The organism is Mycobacterium sp. URHD0025, from assembly GCF_000426065.1.
Classification (GTDB): domain Bacteria; phylum Actinomycetota; class Actinomycetes; order Mycobacteriales; family Mycobacteriaceae; genus Mycobacterium.
On sequence record NZ_AUEQ01000012.1, the window covers coordinates 18,995 to 37,093 of the forward strand.

The 18,099-nt window shown below is 65.4% G+C and carries 18 protein-coding genes and 1 tRNA gene; 15 read left to right on the top strand and 4 right to left on the bottom strand.

Translation table 11 applies throughout. From position 1 onward, the window contains the following. Positions 1-25: 25 nt before the first annotated feature. From H977_RS0118760 to H977_RS0118775, 4 genes are read right to left on the bottom strand one after another with little or no spacing between them, the layout of a single operon-like run. Positions 26-1,069, bottom strand: coding sequence for a pyridoxal phosphate-dependent aminotransferase (locus H977_RS0118760; protein ID WP_051288946.1), 1,044 nt, complete (start codon positions 1,067-1,069; stop codon positions 26-28). Next, a complete protein-coding gene (locus H977_RS0118765) occupies positions 1,057-2,088 on the bottom strand; it encodes a 3-oxoacyl-ACP synthase III family protein (RefSeq protein WP_155946717.1) in 1,032 nt (343 codons plus the stop codon). Before H977_RS0118765 ends, H977_RS0118760 begins: the two co-directional genes overlap by 13 nt. 8 nt (positions 2,089-2,096) lie before the next feature. Beyond that, positions 2,097-2,762: a hypothetical protein gene (locus H977_RS0118770; protein ID WP_029109299.1), complete on the bottom strand. Its 666-nt coding sequence runs from the start codon at positions 2,760-2,762 to the stop codon at positions 2,097-2,099. Beyond that, the gene (locus H977_RS0118775; RefSeq protein WP_036476435.1) at positions 2,743-4,443 is read right to left on the bottom strand and encodes a thiamine pyrophosphate-binding protein; all 1,701 of its coding nucleotides are present in this window, start codon (positions 4,441-4,443) and stop codon (positions 2,743-2,745) included. Before H977_RS0118775 ends, H977_RS0118770 begins: the two co-directional genes overlap by 20 nt. 251 nt (positions 4,444-4,694) lie before the next feature. Between H977_RS0118775 and H977_RS0118785 the strand changes: the two genes are divergently transcribed. From H977_RS0118785 to H977_RS0118855, 15 genes are all read left to right on the top strand, one after another. Continuing rightward, positions 4,695-5,579, top strand: coding sequence for a ParA family protein (locus H977_RS0118785; RefSeq protein WP_029109301.1), 885 nt, complete (start codon positions 4,695-4,697; stop codon positions 5,577-5,579). Next, on the top strand, positions 5,576-6,445 hold the full coding sequence (locus tag H977_RS0118790; RefSeq protein ID WP_029109302.1) for a segregation/condensation protein A: 870 nt from the start codon (positions 5,576-5,578) through the stop codon (positions 6,443-6,445). Before H977_RS0118785 ends, H977_RS0118790 begins: the two co-directional genes overlap by 4 nt. Before the next feature lie 8 nt (positions 6,446-6,453). Then, complete coding sequence (gene scpB / locus H977_RS0118795) at positions 6,454-7,191, top strand: SMC-Scp complex subunit ScpB (RefSeq protein ID WP_029109303.1); 738 nt, start codon at positions 6,454-6,456, stop codon at positions 7,189-7,191. 1 nt (position 7,192) lies between these two features. Continuing rightward, the gene (locus H977_RS0118800) at positions 7,193-7,936 is read left to right on the top strand and encodes a pseudouridine synthase (protein ID WP_029109304.1); all 744 of its coding nucleotides are present in this window, start codon (positions 7,193-7,195) and stop codon (positions 7,934-7,936) included. Then, complete coding sequence (cmk, locus tag H977_RS0118805) at positions 7,933-8,619, top strand: (d)CMP kinase (RefSeq protein WP_029109305.1); 687 nt, start codon at positions 7,933-7,935, stop codon at positions 8,617-8,619. Before H977_RS0118800 ends, cmk begins: the two co-directional genes overlap by 4 nt. Beyond that, entirely contained in the window at positions 8,616-10,034 is a 1,419-nt protein-coding gene (gene der, locus H977_RS0118810) for a ribosome biogenesis GTPase Der (protein WP_029109306.1), read from the top strand. The genes cmk and der overlap by 4 nt, the downstream gene beginning before the upstream one ends. Positions 10,035-10,119: 85 nt before the next feature. Next, the gene (locus tag H977_RS0118815; RefSeq protein WP_502691188.1) at positions 10,120-10,887 is read left to right on the top strand and encodes a sulfite exporter TauE/SafE family protein; all 768 of its coding nucleotides are present in this window, start codon (positions 10,120-10,122) and stop codon (positions 10,885-10,887) included. 243 nt (positions 10,888-11,130) lie between these two features. Further along, positions 11,131-12,084, top strand: coding sequence for a sulfite exporter TauE/SafE family protein (locus H977_RS0118820; RefSeq protein WP_029109308.1), 954 nt, complete (start codon positions 11,131-11,133; stop codon positions 12,082-12,084). An 80-nt stretch (positions 12,085-12,164) separates the two neighbouring features. Continuing rightward, positions 12,165-12,238: transfer RNA gene (locus H977_RS0118825), tRNA-Pro, on the top strand. 438 nt (positions 12,239-12,676) lie between these two features. Next, the gene (locus tag H977_RS0118830; RefSeq protein ID WP_029109309.1) at positions 12,677-13,375 is read left to right on the top strand and encodes a hypothetical protein; all 699 of its coding nucleotides are present in this window, start codon (positions 12,677-12,679) and stop codon (positions 13,373-13,375) included. Further along, positions 13,372-13,869 (top strand): MarR family transcriptional regulator, encoded by a 498-nt coding sequence (locus tag H977_RS33485; RefSeq protein ID WP_051288947.1) that lies wholly within the window; start codon positions 13,372-13,374, stop codon positions 13,867-13,869. The genes H977_RS0118830 and H977_RS33485 overlap by 4 nt, the downstream gene beginning before the upstream one ends. Continuing rightward, complete coding sequence (locus tag H977_RS0118840) at positions 13,866-14,579, top strand: NAD(P)-dependent oxidoreductase (protein ID WP_029109310.1); 714 nt, start codon at positions 13,866-13,868, stop codon at positions 14,577-14,579. Before H977_RS33485 ends, H977_RS0118840 begins: the two co-directional genes overlap by 4 nt. Positions 14,580-14,622: 43 nt before the next feature. Further along, positions 14,623-14,985, top strand: a complete 363-nt coding sequence (locus H977_RS33490; protein ID WP_036476437.1) for an antibiotic biosynthesis monooxygenase family protein — start codon at positions 14,623-14,625, stop codon at positions 14,983-14,985. Positions 14,986-15,036: 51 nt separating this feature from the next. After that, positions 15,037-16,134, top strand: a complete 1,098-nt coding sequence (locus tag H977_RS0118850; protein ID WP_036476439.1) for a zinc-dependent alcohol dehydrogenase — start codon at positions 15,037-15,039, stop codon at positions 16,132-16,134. 380 nt (positions 16,135-16,514) lie between these two features. Beyond that, a complete protein-coding gene (locus H977_RS0118855) occupies positions 16,515-18,092 on the top strand; it encodes an arylsulfatase (RefSeq protein WP_029109312.1) in 1,578 nt (525 codons plus the stop codon). Positions 18,093-18,099 lie beyond the last annotated feature (7 nt).

The following is an 18,099-nucleotide window of genomic DNA, read 5'->3' on the forward strand; positions in this document are numbered from 1 at the left end:
TCGTGCCTCGGGTGGCATCGCCTCGTCACGCACCCGCGGCGACCGACTTGCCGATGGCAGCCAGCACCGCGACGGTCGAGGGGCGGCCGGCGACGGTGATTCGCACGCCACCGTCGCTGTAGGAGCGCACCTGCAGACCGGTTCCCTCGAATGCTTCGCGCCACGGTTTGCCTGACGGAGGCAGGTAGACGAAGTTTGCATGCGAATCAGTGCTGGACACACCGAGGTCCCTGAGTCGGGCGCGCAGATAGGCCCGCTCCGCAGTGATGAAGCGGATGCGTTCCTGCAGTTGGTCTTCGGCGGCATAGGACGCCGCGACCGCGGCGAGGCTCGTGAAGGTGGAGCCGAACGGCAATTGCATCGCCCAGAGCGCTTGCGCCGACCGCGGTGAGCAGATGCCGTAACCGGTACGCATGCCGGCCAGTCCGTACGCCTTCGAGAAGGTACGCACCACGATGACGTTGGCGTGCCGGCGGACCAACTCTCGGTGATCGAGGCGGTACGCGGGATGTACGAATTCGATGTAGGCCTCATCGACTACTACCACGACGTCGGACGGCACCCGGTTCAGGAACCGCTGCACCTGTGAGGCGGCTTCGACCGTACCGGTCGGGTTGTGGGGCCGGCAGATCACGACCACGCGGGCATGGGTGGCTTCCTCGGCCATGGCCTCGAGATCTTGATGCCCACGCCGATCGAGCGGCACCGTAACCGGCGTCAGTCGAGCCATCTGGGCCAAGATCGGGTAGCCGTCGAACGTCGGGGTGGCAAAGACGATCCGGTCACCCGGTGAGGTCACCGTATGCAGGACCTGCATCATCACGCCCGTCGCTCCGGCAGCGACGATCACCTGTTCGTCTGGCACCCCGACGTGTGTGGCGATCAGGCGACGAAGCCGTTCCGGCAGGAACTCGGGATAGCGGTTCGCCGCCGCGGTGGCCTCGACTATCGCCGTGTGCACGGCAGGCAGTGGCGCGAAAGGATTCTCGTTGAGCGACAGTGCCAACGGGTTGTCCGATTCTGGCACGACCTCGCGTGGTCGGGCGGTGACCTGAGTCAGCGGTTCCACGTCGGCCTGCCGCCCCAGCGAACCGCGGCCGCGGCGGCGAAGTCGCCGGCGTGGGCAAAGGCCGCCATCAATACGGTGTCACCGGCGCTCACCTGACCGGTCTGGATGGCGCGGTCGAGATTGACCGGGATGCCGGCGGCGAAGAGGTTGCCGCACTCGTCGAATGTGTGGACATGCCGCTCGCTCGGCAATTCGAGCGCCTCGCTCCAGTTGCGGAGGAAGACCCGATTGGGCTGATTGGTGACCAGCAGGTCGATATCTTTGGGGTGCATGCCGATTCGGTCACACACCGCATAGGAGACCTCCGGCACCTGGCGGTTTCCCCGAGCCAGTACTTTGGTGATCTTGGATTCGGTGAAGCCGATGTACCCTTCGCCGGGGCCCGGCTGCCACCATTTGCGGGGCGGGTCGACCGCGATGGCCATGTCGCCGGCGTACTCACCGTAGGTGCGGCACTCGACGTCGAGGATCGGCGATTGGTCCGAGATCGTCAGTAACCCGACCGCTGCGCCGTCGCCCGGCACGGCGGCCTGCGCCTTGCGTCGCACCCCGGGTTGGTCGAACACCTGGCCGGCCGCATTCTGCGCGACCGCGACCAGCGCGGTGCTCCCTGCGCCCGACGACAACAGCCGGCGGGCGGTCTGAAGGCCCAGAATGAACGCGGCGCAGCCGCCGTTGTGCAGATCGAGGACCCAATCCGGGTGCATGCCCAGCCGGTGCGCGATGCCCCCGCCGGAGCCGTAAAACGGTATGTCGGGCATCTGGGTGTGGGTGATGAGGATGTCGACGTTCGCGACGACGTCCTGGCCGTGCCGTTCGACGAGTCCAGTTGTAGCGCGTTCGATCATGTCGACCGCGGTTTCATCCGGGGCGACGTGGTGGCGGAATTTCGGTGCCCGGAACATGAGGTTGTCGCGCAAATCGTCGGAATCGGCGAACTGCGCGTAATACTCGGCGCTGATGGGTTCTCCGGGGAGATAGGTGGAGACGTCGACCAGGCTGACGGTGTTTTGGCTCATCGTTGTTCTCATTTCATCCAGGCTGGTGTCACGGGCAGTCCGTTGCGGTGGCGGTATTCGGCGATCGCCTTGAGGTTCTTGAGTTCCAGGAGATGGCCGGCTCCGAACATGTCCCAGAAGTCACCTACCCACACCGGCCGTTCGGGTGGGGCAGCTTCGGGGTAGGGGTTGTTGTCATAGAACGGGTGACGGCAATTGGTCCACAGCACAACGGAACCGGGCTTGTTCAAAACTGTCTGTGCATCGACCACCCGCATGAGATAGACCATCCAAAGGTGCTTGCCCTGATCCCAGGCACAGTGATAGTCGACCGTCATGGCCTGCGCATTTGCCGTTGTGCGAGTGAAGATTTCAGTCTCGGTGCCCAGACGGTCATAAGCAGCCCACAGTCCGGGCTCATCGGTGGGACGGAATCCACGCAGACTGTAGGTCCATTCCTCGAGGCAGCGGGTGTCCGACAGGTAGTCGAACAGATCCTCAGGCGGGCAATCGATGTAATCGTTGACGGTGCAGTATTCGCCGAACACCTGGTCGTGTGGATACACCGACCGCATCATCTCCATGATGATCGGGGTGGCGTTCTCCCGTGGCGACGTCTCGATTCGGACAACACCTTCGATGGCAGCAGTGGTTCCGGAGTGGAAGGCGATGTCCTCAAGTGCGGGCAGCGACATTTGACTGATCCTTCTCTGTGCTCGAAATGGGTTGGGGTGGAGCTAAAAAGGGTGAGAACGGGGGAATCTCATCGGCCGAACATTCGATGCTGACGACAGATGGGCCGTCGGCGGCCAGAGCGCGTGCCAGTGCTTGCGGAAGGAGCTCGACCGCGTCGACATCCTCGGCTGCCAATCCGGGAAACATCGACGCCACACCGCGGCCGAGGAAACTGGCCGCGAATCGGTTGTAGCTGTAGCGGTCTTGGTAGAAGAGCTGTTCGCGGGTGACACACATCGCGTGAGCGTTGTTGTTGAACAGCACGAAAGTGATGGGCAACTGATACTGCACAGCGGTGTGGATTTCCATGCCGTGCATGAAGAAAGCGCCGTCACCGGCTATGACGACGACGCGCCGCTTGTCGCGAGCGAAGGCCATGCCGATGGCAGCGCCGAAGCTGTAGCCCATCCCACCCATGCCCAGGGCGACCACGAACCGCCCCGACCGCCGTGCGGGGAGATGGTGAATAGCCGAGGCCCCGGTGTTGCCTGCGTCGACCACCAGGTCGGCATCTTCGGGCAAGACCTCGTCGAGCAGTCTCATCGCATCCCCATAGCGGACACCGGCTCCGTGAAACGGCGGTGGGGTCAGCTTGGCCGCCTGGCCGGGAAGTTCTCGTCGGCGTGGTTCGGATTTCCTACGCACGGCGCGGGTCAACTGCGCCAGCGATGCCCTCAGGTCATCCGTGTGGACGTGGCGGCACGGTGGATAGGGGACCGCCGACCCGATCGAGAACGTCGGGACCGACGCCAGCGGTTCGTCGAGTCCGGCGCAGGCGGTGAGCGGCAGCCGCGTACCGATCACGAGACACAGCGCGCTGTCCGCGATTGCCTCGGCCACACCGCGATGGCCCATGACACCTGTCACGCCCAGGTCGGCGGCGGACACATCCTTGGCGTCGGGCACCGTTGCCACCCGCGCGCCGGTGGCAAGGCGTAACTCTTCGAGTTCGATGCGGGCGTCGTCACGGGCGATTTGTTCGCCGGCGATGATCGTGACGAGGCCGTCGAGAGCCCCCAGCGCATCCGTGATGGGATCGAGTTCGGTAGCCGACTGATGTGCGTCGATCCGCTCGACGGGAGCGGCAGCGATCCTGCCCTGTTGGACGTCCTTGGGAATGAGCAGGACGGCAGGGCCGCCGGTTCGCGCAGCATCGACGGCCAGTGGCAGCTCCACTCGGAGGTCGTCCGGGCTGAGCACCCGCCGGCAACGCACCGAGACCTCGGTGAACAAGGCTTCGGCGTTGAGCGAGCCGTTGCGCCCACTGGTGTCTTGAAAGCTGCCCCGCCCGTCCTGCGTACTGGGCGGCTGGCCAACCAGGGCCAGGACCGGAACCCGGCTGGCCAAAGACTCGCCGAGTCCGGGAATCAAGTTGAGGCTCGCACCGCCGGAAGTTGCGGCGACGACGCCGAGCCCGGCGCCCGCACGGCCGTACCCGTCGGCCATCGTGGCGGCGGAGAACTCGTGCTTGGCCAGTACCGCGGTGATCCCGGTATGGAAGTACGCGGCGTCATAGAGGTCTTCGATGTTCGCGCCGCCCACGCCGAACAGGTGGCGAACACCCGCATGCGCGAGGTGGTCGACGATGAAGTCGACGACTCGGACAGTTGAGGTGTCCCCGAGCGCCCGCGGCTGGTCCATAACGGTACTTCGGAGCCGACGGCCCGGCGGATGGGACGAATTGACGATGCCGGCGGATTTTTGTCGTCGGACGGGCAAAACTGCCGGCTGCCCGCGGGTCTGCCCGTCCTGGCAGCGTAGCGACGTTAAACTTGCCGGGATATGTGCGCCGAGACTGCGGGAAGCCTGACTGAGGCCGCTACGGGCGTGGCCGACGAGCGCTTGCGCGAGGAGCTGACAACCTCAGACGAGCGCTTGCGCGAGGAGCCGACGTGACAGACGACGGCGGACACGACGGTCTCTTCGAACACAGTTCCCCGGAACTCGGACTGACCGGACGGCCACAGCGCGAGATTCCCGAACCGCAGGCCCGTTCCACGCACGGCCCGGCCAAGGTCATCGCGATGTGCAATCAGAAGGGCGGGGTCGGCAAGACCACCTCGACCATCAACCTGGGCGCCAGCCTGGCCGAATACGGTCGCCGGGTATTGCTGGTCGACCTGGATCCGCAGGGCGCGCTGTCGGCGGGCCTCGGGGTCCCGCACTACGAGCTCGAGCACACCGTGCACAACCTGCTGATCGAGCCGCGGGTGTCGATCGACGACGTGGTGATCAAGACCCGGGTCAGCGGCATGGACCTCGTGCCCAGCAACATCGACCTGTCGGCCGCCGAGATCCAGTTGGTCAACGAGGTGGGCCGCGAGCAGTCGCTGGCCCGGGCCCTCTACCCGGTGCTCGACCGCTACGACTACGTACTGATCGACTGCCAGCCGTCGCTGGGGCTGCTCACGGTCAACGGACTCGCCTGCGCCGACGGTGTGATCATCCCCACCGAATGTGAGTACTTCTCGCTGCGCGGGCTGGCGCTGCTGACCGACACCGTCGACAAGGTGCACGACCGGCTCAACCCGAAGCTGTCCATCAGCGGCATCCTGGTGACGCGCTACGACCCGCGCACGGTCAATGCGCGCGAGGTCATGGCCCGCGTGGTGGAGCGGTTCGGCGATCTGGTGTTCGACACAGTGATCACGCGCACCGTGCGCTTTCCCGAGACCAGTGTGGCCGGCGAACCGATCACCACGTGGGCACCTAAGTCCGGCGGCGCCGTGGCCTACCGATCGCTGGCGCGCGAAGTCATCGACCGGTTCGGCGCGTGAACGATGTCCTGAACACCCCGACCACCGATGGTGCCGAACCAGCTGCCGCGGTCGGGGCAGAGCCGCCCGCCGGTGAGCAGCAGAACCGTTTCCAGGTTCGGCTCACCAACTTCGAGGGGCCGTTCGACCTGCTGTTGCAGCTGATCTTCGCGCACCGCCTCGATGTCACCGAGGTGGCATTGCACCAGGTCACCGACGACTTCATCGCCTACACCAAGGAGATCGGCGCCCGGCTGGAACTGGACGAGACCACGACGTTCCTGGTGATCGCGGCCACGCTGCTGGATCTGAAGGCCGCTCGGTTGCTGCCCTCTGGCGAGGTTCACGACGAGGAGGATCTCGCTCTCCTCGAGGTCCGCGACCTGTTGTTCGCGCGGCTGCTGCAGTATCGCGCCTTCAAACATGTCGCGTTGATGTTCGCCGAACTCGAGGCTGCGGCGCTGCGCAGCTATCCGCGGGCGGTGTCTCTGGAAGACCGATACTCCGACCTGCTGCCCGAGGTGATGCTCGGCGTCGATGCCGGAAAGTTCTCCGAGATCGCGGCCGCTGTGTTCACCCCGCGGCCGGTGCCGACGGTCGGCATCGACCACATCCACGCGCCGAAGGTGTCGGTGCCCGAACAGGCTCACCGGATCATCGCCCTGCTGGAACAGCGCGGGGTCGGCGAATGGGCAACTTTCTCCGAACTCGTGGCAGAGTGCACCGACGGACTCCAGATCGTCGGCCGCTTCCTGGCACTGCTCGAACTGTTCCGCGCCAGGGCGGTAGCATTCGAGCAACCAGAACCGCTTGGAGTGCTCCAGGTTTCGTGGACCGGAGATCGGCCGACCAGCGAACATCTGGCAACCGCGGATGCGGAAGAATAGCGAGAACAATGACTGACGAGATCTCCGATTCCGGAGTTCGGTCCGATGATGCCCCGGGTGATGTGTTCCCGGTCGGAGATGACCTGGGCATCGATGTGGGGACGGTTCCCGAGCTCGAAGACGGTGAACTCGGTGCCGTGCTGGAAGCGTTGTTGCTGGTGGTGGACACGCCGGTGACGGTCGACGCGCTGGCATCGGCCACCGAACAGCCCGCCTACCGGGTGATGGCCAAGCTGCGCCTGATGGCCGAGGAGTTCGCCGCCCGCGACAGCGGCATCGACCTGCGCGAGGCCGCGGGCGGCTGGCGCATGTACACCCGGGCCCGGTACGCCCCGTATGTCGAGCGGCTGCTGCTCGACGGCGCCAGGACGAAGCTCACCCGGGCTGCTTTGGAGACGCTGGCCGTGGTGGCCTACCGGCAACCGGTGACCCGGGCGCGGGTGAGTGCGGTGCGCGGCGTGAACGTGGACGCGGTGATGCGCACGCTGGTGGCCCGCGGCCTGATCACCGAGGCGGGCACGGACCCCGATTCCGGCGCGGCGGCGTTCGCGACCACCGAGTTGTTCCTGGAGCGGCTGGGGCTGTCCTCACTGAGCGACCTGCCCGACATCGCGCCCCTGCTGCCCGACGTCGACGTGATCGACGATCTGAGCGAATCACTCGGTGACGAGCCGCGTTTCGCCAAACTCAACGGTGGTACTTCCGGCAGCAATCAGCCGCTGGCCTTCGACGTGGACAAGGACTGACATGGCTGACGACAGTGGTGTGCGATTGCAGAAAGTGTTGTCGCAAGCGGGAATTGCCTCCCGTCGCGTGGCCGAACGGATGATCACCGACGGCCGCGTGGAGGTGGACGGCCGGGTGGTGACCGAGCTCGGCACCCGCGTCGACCCGGCGGTCGCCGAGATCCGGGTGGACGGTTCACGTGTCGTGATCGATGACACCTTGGTGTACCTGGCGATCAACAAGCCGCGCGGCATGATGTCGACGATGTCCGACGAGAAAGGCCGCCCCTGCGTCGGCGATCTGGTCGAACATCGGGTGCGGGGCAACAAGAAACTGTTCCATGTCGGCCGGCTCGACGCGGACACCGAGGGACTGCTGCTGCTGACCAATGACGGCGAGCTCGCCCACCGGCTGATGCACCCGTCCTATGAGATCCCCAAAACCTATGTGGCGACGGTGATGGGCACGGTGCCGCGCGGACTCGGCAAGAAGCTGCGCGACGGTGTCGAACTGGACGACGGCCCGGCTCATCTCGATGACTTCGCGGTGGTGGACACGGTCCCGGGCAAGACCCTGGTGAAGGTCACGCTGCACGAAGGCCGCAACCGCATCGTGCGGCGGATGCTGGCCGCCGTAGATTTTCCGGTGCAGGAGCTGGTGCGCACCGACATCGGTTCGGTTTCGCTGGGTGAGCAGCGGCCCGGCAGTATCAGAGCGCTCAGCCGCAAGGAAGTCGGCGAGCTTTATCAGGCGGTGGGAATGTGAGCGGATCTCTCGTGGTGTCGGTCGATGGACCGGCGGGAACCGGAAAGTCCTCGGTTTCAAGAGGTTTGGCTCAGGCGCTGGGGGCCAGCTACTTGGACACCGGCGCGATGTACCGCATCGTCACCCTTGCGGTGCTGCGGGCCGGCGTTGATCTGGACGATGCCGCGGCCATCGAGGCGGTGGCATCGGGGGCGGTGATCGGTGTCGGTTCGGATCCGGGAGAGGACCGCGCCTACCTGGCCGGCGAAGACGTCTCGACCGAGATCCGGGGCGACGAGGTGACTCGCGCGGTGTCGGCGGTTTCCGCGGTGCCCGGTGTGCGGGCCCGGCTGGTCGACCTGCAGCGCGAGCTGGCGTCGACCGGCGGGCGTGTGGTGGTCGAGGGCCGCGACATCGGAACAGTGGTGCTGCCCAAGGCGGACGTCAAGATCTTCCTCACTGCTTCAGCCGAAGAGCGGGCCCGGCGCCGCAATGCCCAGAACGTCGCGAGCGGCCTGCCCGACGACTACCAGACGGTTCTCGCCGATGTGCAGCGCCGCGACCACCTGGATTCCACCCGGGCAGTGTCGCCGTTGCGGGCGGCCGAGGATGCCCTGGTGGTCGACACCAGCGATATGGACCAAACACAGGTCGTGGCGCACCTTCTCGACCTGGTGACTCAGCATGCGGGAGTGCGGCGATGAGCGTCTCTGACGGCGATGGCACCTGGTCGGACGAGGGCGACTGGGAGCTCAGCGACGAGGTCGCCGAGGTCCTCGAGGAGGCCGCCTCGCCGCCTCCGGTGGTGGCCGTCGTCGGTCGGCCCAATGTCGGGAAATCGACACTGGTGAACCGGATCCTGGGTCGTCGCGAAGCCGTCGTTCAGGACATTCCCGGTGTCACGCGTGACCGGGTGTCCTATGACGCGCAGTGGCTGAACCGCCGGTTCATGGTGCAGGACACCGGGGGATGGGAGCCCGACGCCAAGGGCTTGCAGCAGCTGGTCGCCGATCAGGCGCTGGTGGCGATGCGAACCGCCGATGCCATCATCCTGGTGGTCGACGCGGTCGTCGGGGCCACCTCGGCCGACGAGGCGGCGGCTCGGATGCTGCGCAAATCGGGCAAACCGATCTTTTTGGCGGCCAACAAGGTTGACACTCAACGCGGCGAGTCCGATGCCGCGGCGTTGTGGTCGCTGGGTCTCGGTGAGCCGCACGCGATCAGTGCCATGCACGGCCGCGGCGTGGCCGATCTGCTGGACACGGTGATGGAGAAGCTGCCCGAGGTGTCGGAGGTGGGCGGCAGCGGTGCGGGCGGTCCGCGCCGCGTGGCGCTGGTGGGCAAGCCGAACGTCGGCAAGAGCTCACTGCTGAACCGGCTGGCCGGCGACGAGCGTTCGGTGGTGCACGACGTCGCGGGCACCACGGTCGATCCGGTTGATTCGTTGATCGAATTGGGCGGCAAGACTTGGCGTTTCGTCGATACCGCGGGTTTGCGCCGCAAGGTCGGACAGGCCAGCGGTCACGAGTTCTACGCTTCGGTGCGCACCCACGGCGCGATCGATGCGGCTGAAGTGGCGATCATGCTCGTCGATGCCTCCCAGCCGCTGACCGAGCAGGACTTGCGGGTGCTGTCGATGGTGATCGAGGCCGGGCGTGCGCTGGTCATCGCGTTCAACAAATGGGACCTGGTCGACGAGGACCGGCGGTACCTGCTGGACAAAGAGATCGACCGGGAACTGGTGCAGGTGCAGTGGGCGCCGCGGGTCAACATCTCGGCCATGACCGGCCGCGCGGTGCAGAAGCTGGTGCCGGCCCTTGAGACGTCACTGGCGTCCTGGGACAAACGGATCTCGACCGGGCAGCTCAACAACTTCCTCAAAGAGGTGGTGGCCGCGACACCGCCGCCGGTGCGCGGCGGCAAGCAGCCCAAGATTCTGTTCGCCACCCAGGCGGCGACCCGGCCGCCCACTTTCGTGCTGTTCACCTCGGGATTCCTGGAGGCCGGCTACCGCAGGTTCCTGGAGCGCCGTCTGCGTGAGACGTTCGGTTTCGACGGCAGCCCGGTGCGGATCAATGTGCGCATCCGCGAGAAGAGGGGCGCACAGAAGAAGCGTTAGCGGTTTGTGGAGTCCCAGCCGCCTCAGGTGCGGTTAAGACTCCACAAGTCCGGCCGATAGGGTGACCCGAGTGTCTGTCGCCCACATGATCCTGATCGCGCTGGCCGGTGTCGGCGCGGGCGCGATCAACGCCATCGTCGGGTCCGGCACCCTGATCACCTTCCCCACGTTGGTGGCGCTCGGCTATCCACCGGTCACCTCGACCATGTCCAACGCCGTCGGCCTGGTCGCCGGGGGCATTTCGGGCACCTGGGGTTATCGGCGTGAACTGCGCGGGCAGTGGAAACGGCTGCGGTGGCAGATTCCCGGATCGCTGATCGGGGCTGGGCTGGGTTCCTGGTTGCTGCTGCACCTGCCGGAAAAAGTGTTCGTCACGGTGGTGCCGATCCTGCTGGTCCTGGCGCTGGTGCTGGTGGTCGTCGGTCCGCGAATCCAGGCGTGGGCGCGGCAGCGCGCCGAGGCCTCCGGTCAATCTGTCGATCACCTGAGCACCGGCCGGTTGGCGATCCTCGTGATCGGCACGTTCGCAGTCGGTGTCTACGGCGGATACTTCACGGCGGCGCAGGGGATCCTGCTGATCGCGGTGATGGGTGCGTTGCTGCCCGAATCGATGCAGCGCATGAACGCCGCCAAGAATCTGCTGTCGTTGTTGGTCAACATCGTCGCGGCGCTCGCCTACACGATCGTCGCTTTCGACCGAATCAGCTGGGAAGCGGCGGGACTGATCGCGGTCGGTTCGTTGATCGGCGGCTTCCTGGGGGCTCACTACGGCCGCCGGCTGTCGCCCAATGCGTTGCGCGCCGTCATCGTGGTGGTGGGCTTGATCGGCCTGTACCGGTTGTTGACGGTGTGAGAACCCGTCGTCGGGATCCGGCAAGCCTCTTGTAGGCTTGATCAGTCTGTCTGACGACGAGGGAGAGGGCGACCGGTGGCCGAACGTGCATACCGCACCGCACCGTCTGCTCTTGCTGCACTCGAGCCGTTCTGGCCTTCGCGCCGGTTGATGGCTTTCGACGAATGGTGTCGCGCGCGCATCTGATCCGCGCCCGTCAGTCCGTCAGGTCGCCCGGCGACCACAATCGAAAGCAGCCGAACCATGCGTTCGCTCCTGATCTTCACACTCGTCGGCCTCGGGGCCCAGTTGGTCGACGGCGCGCTCGGGATGGCCTTCGGTGTCACCGCCTCAACCCTGCTGGTCCTCAGCGGGGTGGCTTCGGCGCAGGCAAGCGCCGCGGTGCACCTGGCTGAGGTGGGCACCACGCTGGCGTCGGGCCTGTCGCACTGGCGGTTCAAGAACATCGACTGGCACATCGTGCTCAAACTGGGTGTGCCCGGGGCGATCGGCGCATTCCTCGGCGCCACAGTGCTCTCCTCACTGTCCACCGAGGACGCCGCGCCGTTGATGGCGGCGATCCTGCTCGCGATCGGTGTGTATGTGCTGCTGCGGTTCTCGTTGCGCACGCCGCCGGCATTCCGCTCCGGAAGCACGCCGCACACGGCGAAATTCCTGACCCCGCTGGGCTTGTTCGGCGGTTTCATCGACGCCACCGGTGGCGGCGGCTGGGGCCCGGTGACCACCAGCACGCTGTTGTCGCGCGGCAAGACCGCACCGCGCACCGTGGTGGGCTCGGTGAGTGCCTCAGAGTTCCTGGTCGCTGTATCGGCGTCGTTGGGCTTCCTCGTCGGCCTGCGGGCGGATTTCCTGCACAACCTTCCGGTAGTGCTGGGCCTGGCCCTGGGCGGTGTGCTGGCGGCACCGCTGGCGGCCTGGCTGGTGTCGAAGGTGAGTCCCGCGCTGTTGGGTACCGGGGTCGGCGGTGTCATCGTGCTGACGAATGCCCAGAAGCTGCTGAAGTACTTCGGCATTCACGGGACGGCCTCGACGGCCGTCTACGTCACGATCGTCGTGGCCTGGGCCGGGTTGGTGCTCTACGCCTGGCGCACGTCCCGGGCGCCGGAGTACCTGCCCGAGACGATCGACTCCGAACTCGAGTCCGAGGAGCCTGCCGACGAACAGCTGGCAGAGGAGCCGGACACCGCAGCGCGGTGACGCGCAGGGGGAGCGATTGGGGCGAAACCGGATCGCTACGGTAAGCTTTCGACTCGCTGCCGGTGCAAGCCGGAAGCACGCGGGCTGTGGCGCAGCTTGGTAGCGCACTTGACTGGGGGTCAAGTGGTCGCAGGTTCAAATCCTGTCAGCCCGACAGATGAAGTAGCAGGTCAGAGGCGGTTTCGGAGAAATCCGGGGCCGCCTCTCGGCCTTTCTCCGACCGCTGTACGCCATCGCGTACGCCAACGTCACAACCCGAGCTTCGCCGCCTTCGCGGCAGCCTCGATCACGCGAAGCAGATTGCCCGGTTCGACGGACCGCCGAACTCTGTCGTGAAAACCAAGCCCCGTGATCGAGTGCCGCTGCTGCGGTGAACCCAGTCAGCGCGGTCGCCGGGGACATCTGGTTGAAGCCGAACAACGCGCTGCTGAACGCACACAGACCGGTGACTGATGGTTCGTGGCGCCCTCCACCGACAGTGAAATCGAATGCAGCAGCGCCTGCCGCCGAGTATTGCAGCATCCTCCCGCGAGGAATATAGTACGAGTTACGTATTATCCGAGTTGCGTATTAAGTCAGGGGGAGACGCACAGTGCCTGACGACTATCCGCCGCCGCCATTCGGTCACGTCGTGAACGAGGTGTTCATCTACGCGGGCTGGCGCATCGACCCGGTGCGGGTCGGCCCATTCCTGCGCGTCAGCACTGCGCGTGCCGACGCCCTGGATCGACTGTGCGAGGTGGCCCGCAATGTGGCCGAGCGTGCAGACGTCTTGGCTGTGAATCTCTTTGAAACCACTGCCATCGTGCCCATCCCAGGAGCGCCGCCCTACGACATCGTCATGCTGATTCGCGTCCGCGATGTGCCGGCTGCTACCGAGCTGCTCCACGGCGCCACCTTCGCCGACACCCATCCGGCGATGACTTTCACGGCCCGCAACGGCGCGCGGTTCGGTGTCACCGACAACGGGTCACCCGAGTCCAACATCCTGCTGAACCATTTCTGCGGTGCGGTCGAAGAGGCATCCGCCATAGAAACCTGGCGCACGTTGTCCGCGTGGTTCGCCGCCAAAACCGGCATCGACAACTCGACGCTGCTGGTTCCTGACACAACCGCACCGTATGTGTTGGTCAACTACGCTCGCATCCCCGGCACCGTCGCGGGGTTCATGGCCCGCCAACTGCTTCAGCCCAGCTTCTACCGATATGTCCGCCCGCTGTTGGCGCGACACCACCTCACCTCCCTGCCCATCTTCGTGCGGACCATCGATCTGCGGGGACGGCCGCGATGAAGCCACGCCGCCAAACCGCCGATGATGCCGCTCAGCTGCGAACCGCGCTGCAGGACTTGCGAATCGCGCTGGCTTTGAGCACACGCAAGGTGGCCACGATCGCCGGTCTGAAAGAGTCCGATCTGGAGGTCCTTGACGTTCTGACGCGCGGTGGCCCGCAGTCACCAACAGCGTTGGCACGCAGGCTCTCGATACAGCCGGCCACCATGACCGGCGTGCTACGCCGTCTGGAGGATGCAGGCTGGGTCGTCCGTCGCCACCGGGATCACGACCGCCGAAGCGTCGAGATCGAATCCGTCGGGCACGCCCGCCTCGCCGACATCTATCGCGACGGCAGCACCCGTCTGGACGCACTTCAAGCCGGGATGACGCCCGCGCAGATCAGCACCGTGCTCACATATCTCACCGCAGCCTGCGAAGAGGTCACCGAAGCCACAGCAGCACTGGATGTTTCGCCGCTCCCGGACTCCGCCGCGGTAGAAGGTGCATCGTGAAAGTCACCCTGCTCGGCGGGAGCGGCCCCACTGGTCGCTTGCTCCTGGACAATCTGCTCTCCGAGGGGCACGACATCACTGCCCTGGCACGGCGGACTCATGACTTCCCCTCACCGACGCGCCGGCTGCGGGTTCTCCGTGGCGACGCCACCACGCCGTCGGATGTCTCGGCGGCCGTCACGGGTGCCGACGCCGTGGTATCCGTCCTGGGCACGGGCTTCAGCCGGCGACCCATCCACTTGTATTCCGCGTCAGCAGAGGCCATCTGCTCTGCGATGACCCAGGCCGGCACCCACCGGCTGATCGTCACCAGCTCAGCAGTCCTCAGCACTTGGACCGACCCGGATTGGAACTGGGCTGAACGAGTCGTCGGTCGGCGGATTCTCGGGTATCTGGGTGGCACCCTGTACGCCGACATGGCACGTATGGAAGCCATTGTGAGCGCCAGCGCCCTGGACTGGACGATCATGCGTCCACTCGGGCTGGCGACCCTGGATCCACCCACCACCTACCGCATCGCTGAGGACCACGTCTCGGGCCGCCAGACCGCACGCCGTGACCTGGCCGCCGCCATCGCCGACCAACTCACCAGAACCGACTACCTCCACAAGACCGTGGCCGTGGCGACCACCGACAAGCATCAGTCCCTGGCCCGCACCCTCTGGCGAGAAGGAATCAAACCCAACCTGACCGGCGCCGCACGGTGCTGACCTATCGCAAGACAGCCGCCGCCACCGGGTGAAAGGAACAGAAATGACATTGTCCGACAACACTTCTGAAGGTCCGGACGGGGTCGTAACCTTGATCAACGCTGTGGATGTTCCCGCCGACCGGGTCGATGAGTTCCTCGCTGACTGGCAGGAGCGCGCCGACTTGATGAGCACCCTGCCCGGGTTCCTCGACTACACGCTGCACCGTGCCATTGCCGCGGACACCCACTTCCAGCTCATCAACGTCGCGCACTGGGAAAGCGCCGAGGCGTTCCAAGCGGCGCTGAGCAATCCCGAGTTCAACGAGCTGCGCGACACGGTCCGACGCCAGTTCGATTTCACCGTGACAGCCAGCCCCGCGCTGTACCGTCCGGTGGCCAGCGCCAATGCTCAGCGCGATGGCTAGGCAGCGAACCTCTGTCGTGGCCGGCCCAGCCGCCGGGGCCGGGGCCTGACCATGCTGGCCATCCGCGCGCATGCCGGTTCCGCGGCAGCACATCTCGACGAGATCGACATCCCTGAACTCGGGCCTGACGATGTTCTGGTCAGGGTCGCCGCAGCCGGCATCTCACCCGGCACGCTCCGTGTCCTGGAGATGGGCCGGTTCTCGCACCTGCCCTCGACGCTGGGCCCGGATGGCGCAGGCACCGTCGTCGCAGTCGGGCCCCGGGTGGAGACGATCCAGGTTGGGGAGCGGGTGCGGCTGCATCCAAACCTGAACTGTCGCAACTGCACATACTGCCGGAGCGACCGCGACATGATGTGCCCGCGCCTAGGGATCATGGGGCACGGTGCATTCGGCCGTGGGCCGCTGCCCATGTATGCCCGGTACCACGATGGTGCCCTGGCTGAGTACGTACGCGCTCCGTACTGGCTGATCGACCGTTTGCCGGACAACGTGAGTTTTGAGGTGGGCGCCAAGGTCAATCATCTGGCAACCGCGGCCCGAGCCTTGTGTTGCGCGCGAATCGCACCGGGTGCCACGATCGTGGTCACGGCTGCCACCGGCAGCATCGGCGCCGCGACGGTGTTGCTCGCGAGTACTTTCGGTGTTGCCCGAATGATTCTGGTGGGACGCAGCGCACCGGCACTGCGCGCGGTCAGCACTCTCTCCGGCGGTGTCACCACCGACCTCGTCGCCACCGAGAACCTACCTGGAGGCTGGACCGCCACCGGCGGCCTGGCGACGGCGGTTCACAATCTGGTCCCGATCGGGGCGGACGCGGTCATCGATTACATCCCGACCGGGCCCACCGGAGAACAGTGCCTCACTGCCATGGCCACCGGGGGAGTATTCGTGCACCTGGGCTCCAACACCGCTCCCGCGACATGGTCGATGGGCACCCTCATGATGAACTGCTGGACCGTGACCGGGATGCGGGGCGCCACCCGCACCGACTCGGATCGCATCCTCGCCGTACTGGGCAGCGGTGCCGTCAACGCCGAGGCGCTCATCACCCACCGATATCCCTTGCGCGACAGTGCTGACGCGTTCGCGGCACAAGCAGCACGTCGCCGCGACACACCGATGTGGATGGTCGTCGCGCAACCCTGATCGGTCGCACGTGTGCCGGAGAAGTAGCGAGCCGGAGGCCGAATTCGAGGACACGATGACGCACAGTCACTCACGCGAAGCGGGCGGGTGACCGCGCCGGTCTTCTGTCCGGTGCAGACCTGGCTTTTTCGGCTCACCCTTTTCGGATGAGAGGCAACGATTTTGGCGATGCGACACGCGGATATGCGATCTTCTTTCGCCGACCCAGGATTGATGGCAAGGTGACGGGGGTATGAACCAGTCCAGGCGTGTCTTCCCGCCATCGGCAGGGTGCTACCGCTGCCGTGGACTCGCCTGCGAGTTCTTCTTGCCCACCGCCTCGTCGCGCGATGAGGACAATCTGCAGCCAGCGAACTGACTGCACGTCACCGGAGGTACACATGGCACCGACGTCAGAGAACAGCAAGCCGAACATTGTCCTCATCGTCTCCGACGACTTCGGTTACGGCGATGCAGGCGTGTACGGCGGTGGTGAGAACCGGGGAATGCCCACTCCTCACCTCGACAAGATGGCCGAGGAAGGCATGCAATTCATGTCGTTCTACGCGCAACCGAGTTGCACACCCGGACGGGCGGCGATGCTCACCGGTCGGATCCCGAATCGCAGCGGCATGACGACGGTGGCATTCCAGGGCCAGGGCGGCGGGCTGCCTGCGGCCGAGTGGACTCTTGCCTCAGTGCTCAAGACCGCCGATTACAAGACGTTCTTCACCGGCAAGTGGCACCTCGGTGAGTCCGACTATGCGCTGCCCACCGCACACGGCTACGACGAAATGCGGCACTGCGGGCTGTATCACCTCAACGCATATACCTATGCCGACCCGGAGTGGTTCCCGGACATGGACGAAGAGCTGCGTGAGATGTTCGCGCGCGTGACCCAGGGCGCATTGTCGGGCAAGGCCGGCGAGAAGGCGAAAGAGGACTTCAAGGTCAACGGCCAGTACGTCAACACACCTGAGAAGGGTGTCGTCGGAATTCCGTTCTACGACGAGTACGTCGAGCAGGACGCGCTCGAGTACCTGGACGCCAACGCGAAGTCCGAAAACCCGTTCTTCTTACACGTCAACTTCATGAAGGTGCACCAGCCGAACATGCCGCACCCGGATTTCAAGGGCAAATCGCTCTCGAAGTCGAAGTACGCCGATTCGATCGTGGAGAACGACAACCGGATCGGCAACATCATGGACAAGATCCGGTCGCTGGGACTCGACAAGAACACGTACGTGTTCTGGACGACTGACAATGGCGCCTGGCAGGACGTCTACCCGGACGCGGGCTATACACCGTTCCGCGGTACCAAGGGCACGGTGCGCGAGGGCGGCAATCGCGTTCCGGCGATCGCCTGGGGTCCGGGAATCAAGCCGGGATCGCGCAACTCCGACATCGTCGGCGGCCTCGATTACCTGGCCACTTTCGCCAAGCTCGCCGGAGTGGAACTGCCGGAGAAGGACCGTGAGGGTGAGCCGATCATCTTCGACAGCTATGACATGTCACCGGTGTTGCTGGGATCCGGCAAGTCCGACCGCAAGTCGTGGTTCTACTTCAGCGAGAACGAACTGACGCCGGGGGCGGTGCGCGTCGGCCATTACAAGGCCGTCTTCAACCTACGCGGTGACAACGGTGCGAGCACGGGCGGCCTGGCGGTCGACACCAACCTGGGTTGGAAGGGTGCGGAGTCCTACGTCGCGACGGTGCCGCAGATTTTCGACATCTGGCAGGATCCGCAGGAACGCTACGACATCTTCATGAACAACTACACCGAACACACCTGGACCCTCGTGACCATCAACCAGGCGGTCCAGGAGCTGATGCAGACCTATCTGAAGTACCCGCCGCGAAAACTTCAGAGTGAGGGCTATTCGGGCCCGATCACCGTCACGCAGTACCAGAGGTTCAAGTTCGTGCGCGAACAACTTGCCGCCGACGGCGTGAACATCGCACTGCCCACCGGCAACTGAGAACCAA

Bases quoted from the DNA above. Each gene is read 5' to 3' on its own strand.
- H977_RS0118765 (WP_155946717.1), bottom strand. From the start codon at position 2,088: ATGAGCCAAAACACCGTCAGCCTGGTCGACGTCTCCACCTATCTCCCC.
- H977_RS0118770 (WP_029109299.1), bottom strand. From the start codon at position 2,762: ATGTCGCTGCCCGCACTTGAGGACATCGCCTTCCACTCCGGAACCACT.
- H977_RS0118775 (WP_036476435.1), bottom strand. From the start codon at position 4,443: ATGGACCAGCCGCGGGCGCTCGGGGACACCTCAACTGTCCGAGTCGTC.
- scpB (WP_029109303.1), top strand. From the start codon at position 6,454: ATGACTGACGAGATCTCCGATTCCGGAGTTCGGTCCGATGATGCCCCG.
- H977_RS0118800 (WP_029109304.1), top strand. From the start codon at position 7,193: ATGGCTGACGACAGTGGTGTGCGATTGCAGAAAGTGTTGTCGCAAGCG.
- der (WP_029109306.1), top strand. From the start codon at position 8,616: ATGAGCGTCTCTGACGGCGATGGCACCTGGTCGGACGAGGGCGACTGG.
- H977_RS0118815 (WP_502691188.1), top strand. From the start codon at position 10,120: ATGATCCTGATCGCGCTGGCCGGTGTCGGCGCGGGCGCGATCAACGCC.
- H977_RS0118820 (WP_029109308.1), top strand. From the start codon at position 11,131: ATGCGTTCGCTCCTGATCTTCACACTCGTCGGCCTCGGGGCCCAGTTG.
- H977_RS33485 (WP_051288947.1), top strand. From the start codon at position 13,372: ATGAAGCCACGCCGCCAAACCGCCGATGATGCCGCTCAGCTGCGAACC.
- H977_RS33490 (WP_036476437.1), top strand. From the start codon at position 14,623: ATGACATTGTCCGACAACACTTCTGAAGGTCCGGACGGGGTCGTAACC.
- H977_RS0118850 (WP_036476439.1), top strand. From the start codon at position 15,037: ATGCTGGCCATCCGCGCGCATGCCGGTTCCGCGGCAGCACATCTCGAC.
- H977_RS0118855 (WP_029109312.1), top strand. From the start codon at position 16,515: ATGGCACCGACGTCAGAGAACAGCAAGCCGAACATTGTCCTCATCGTC.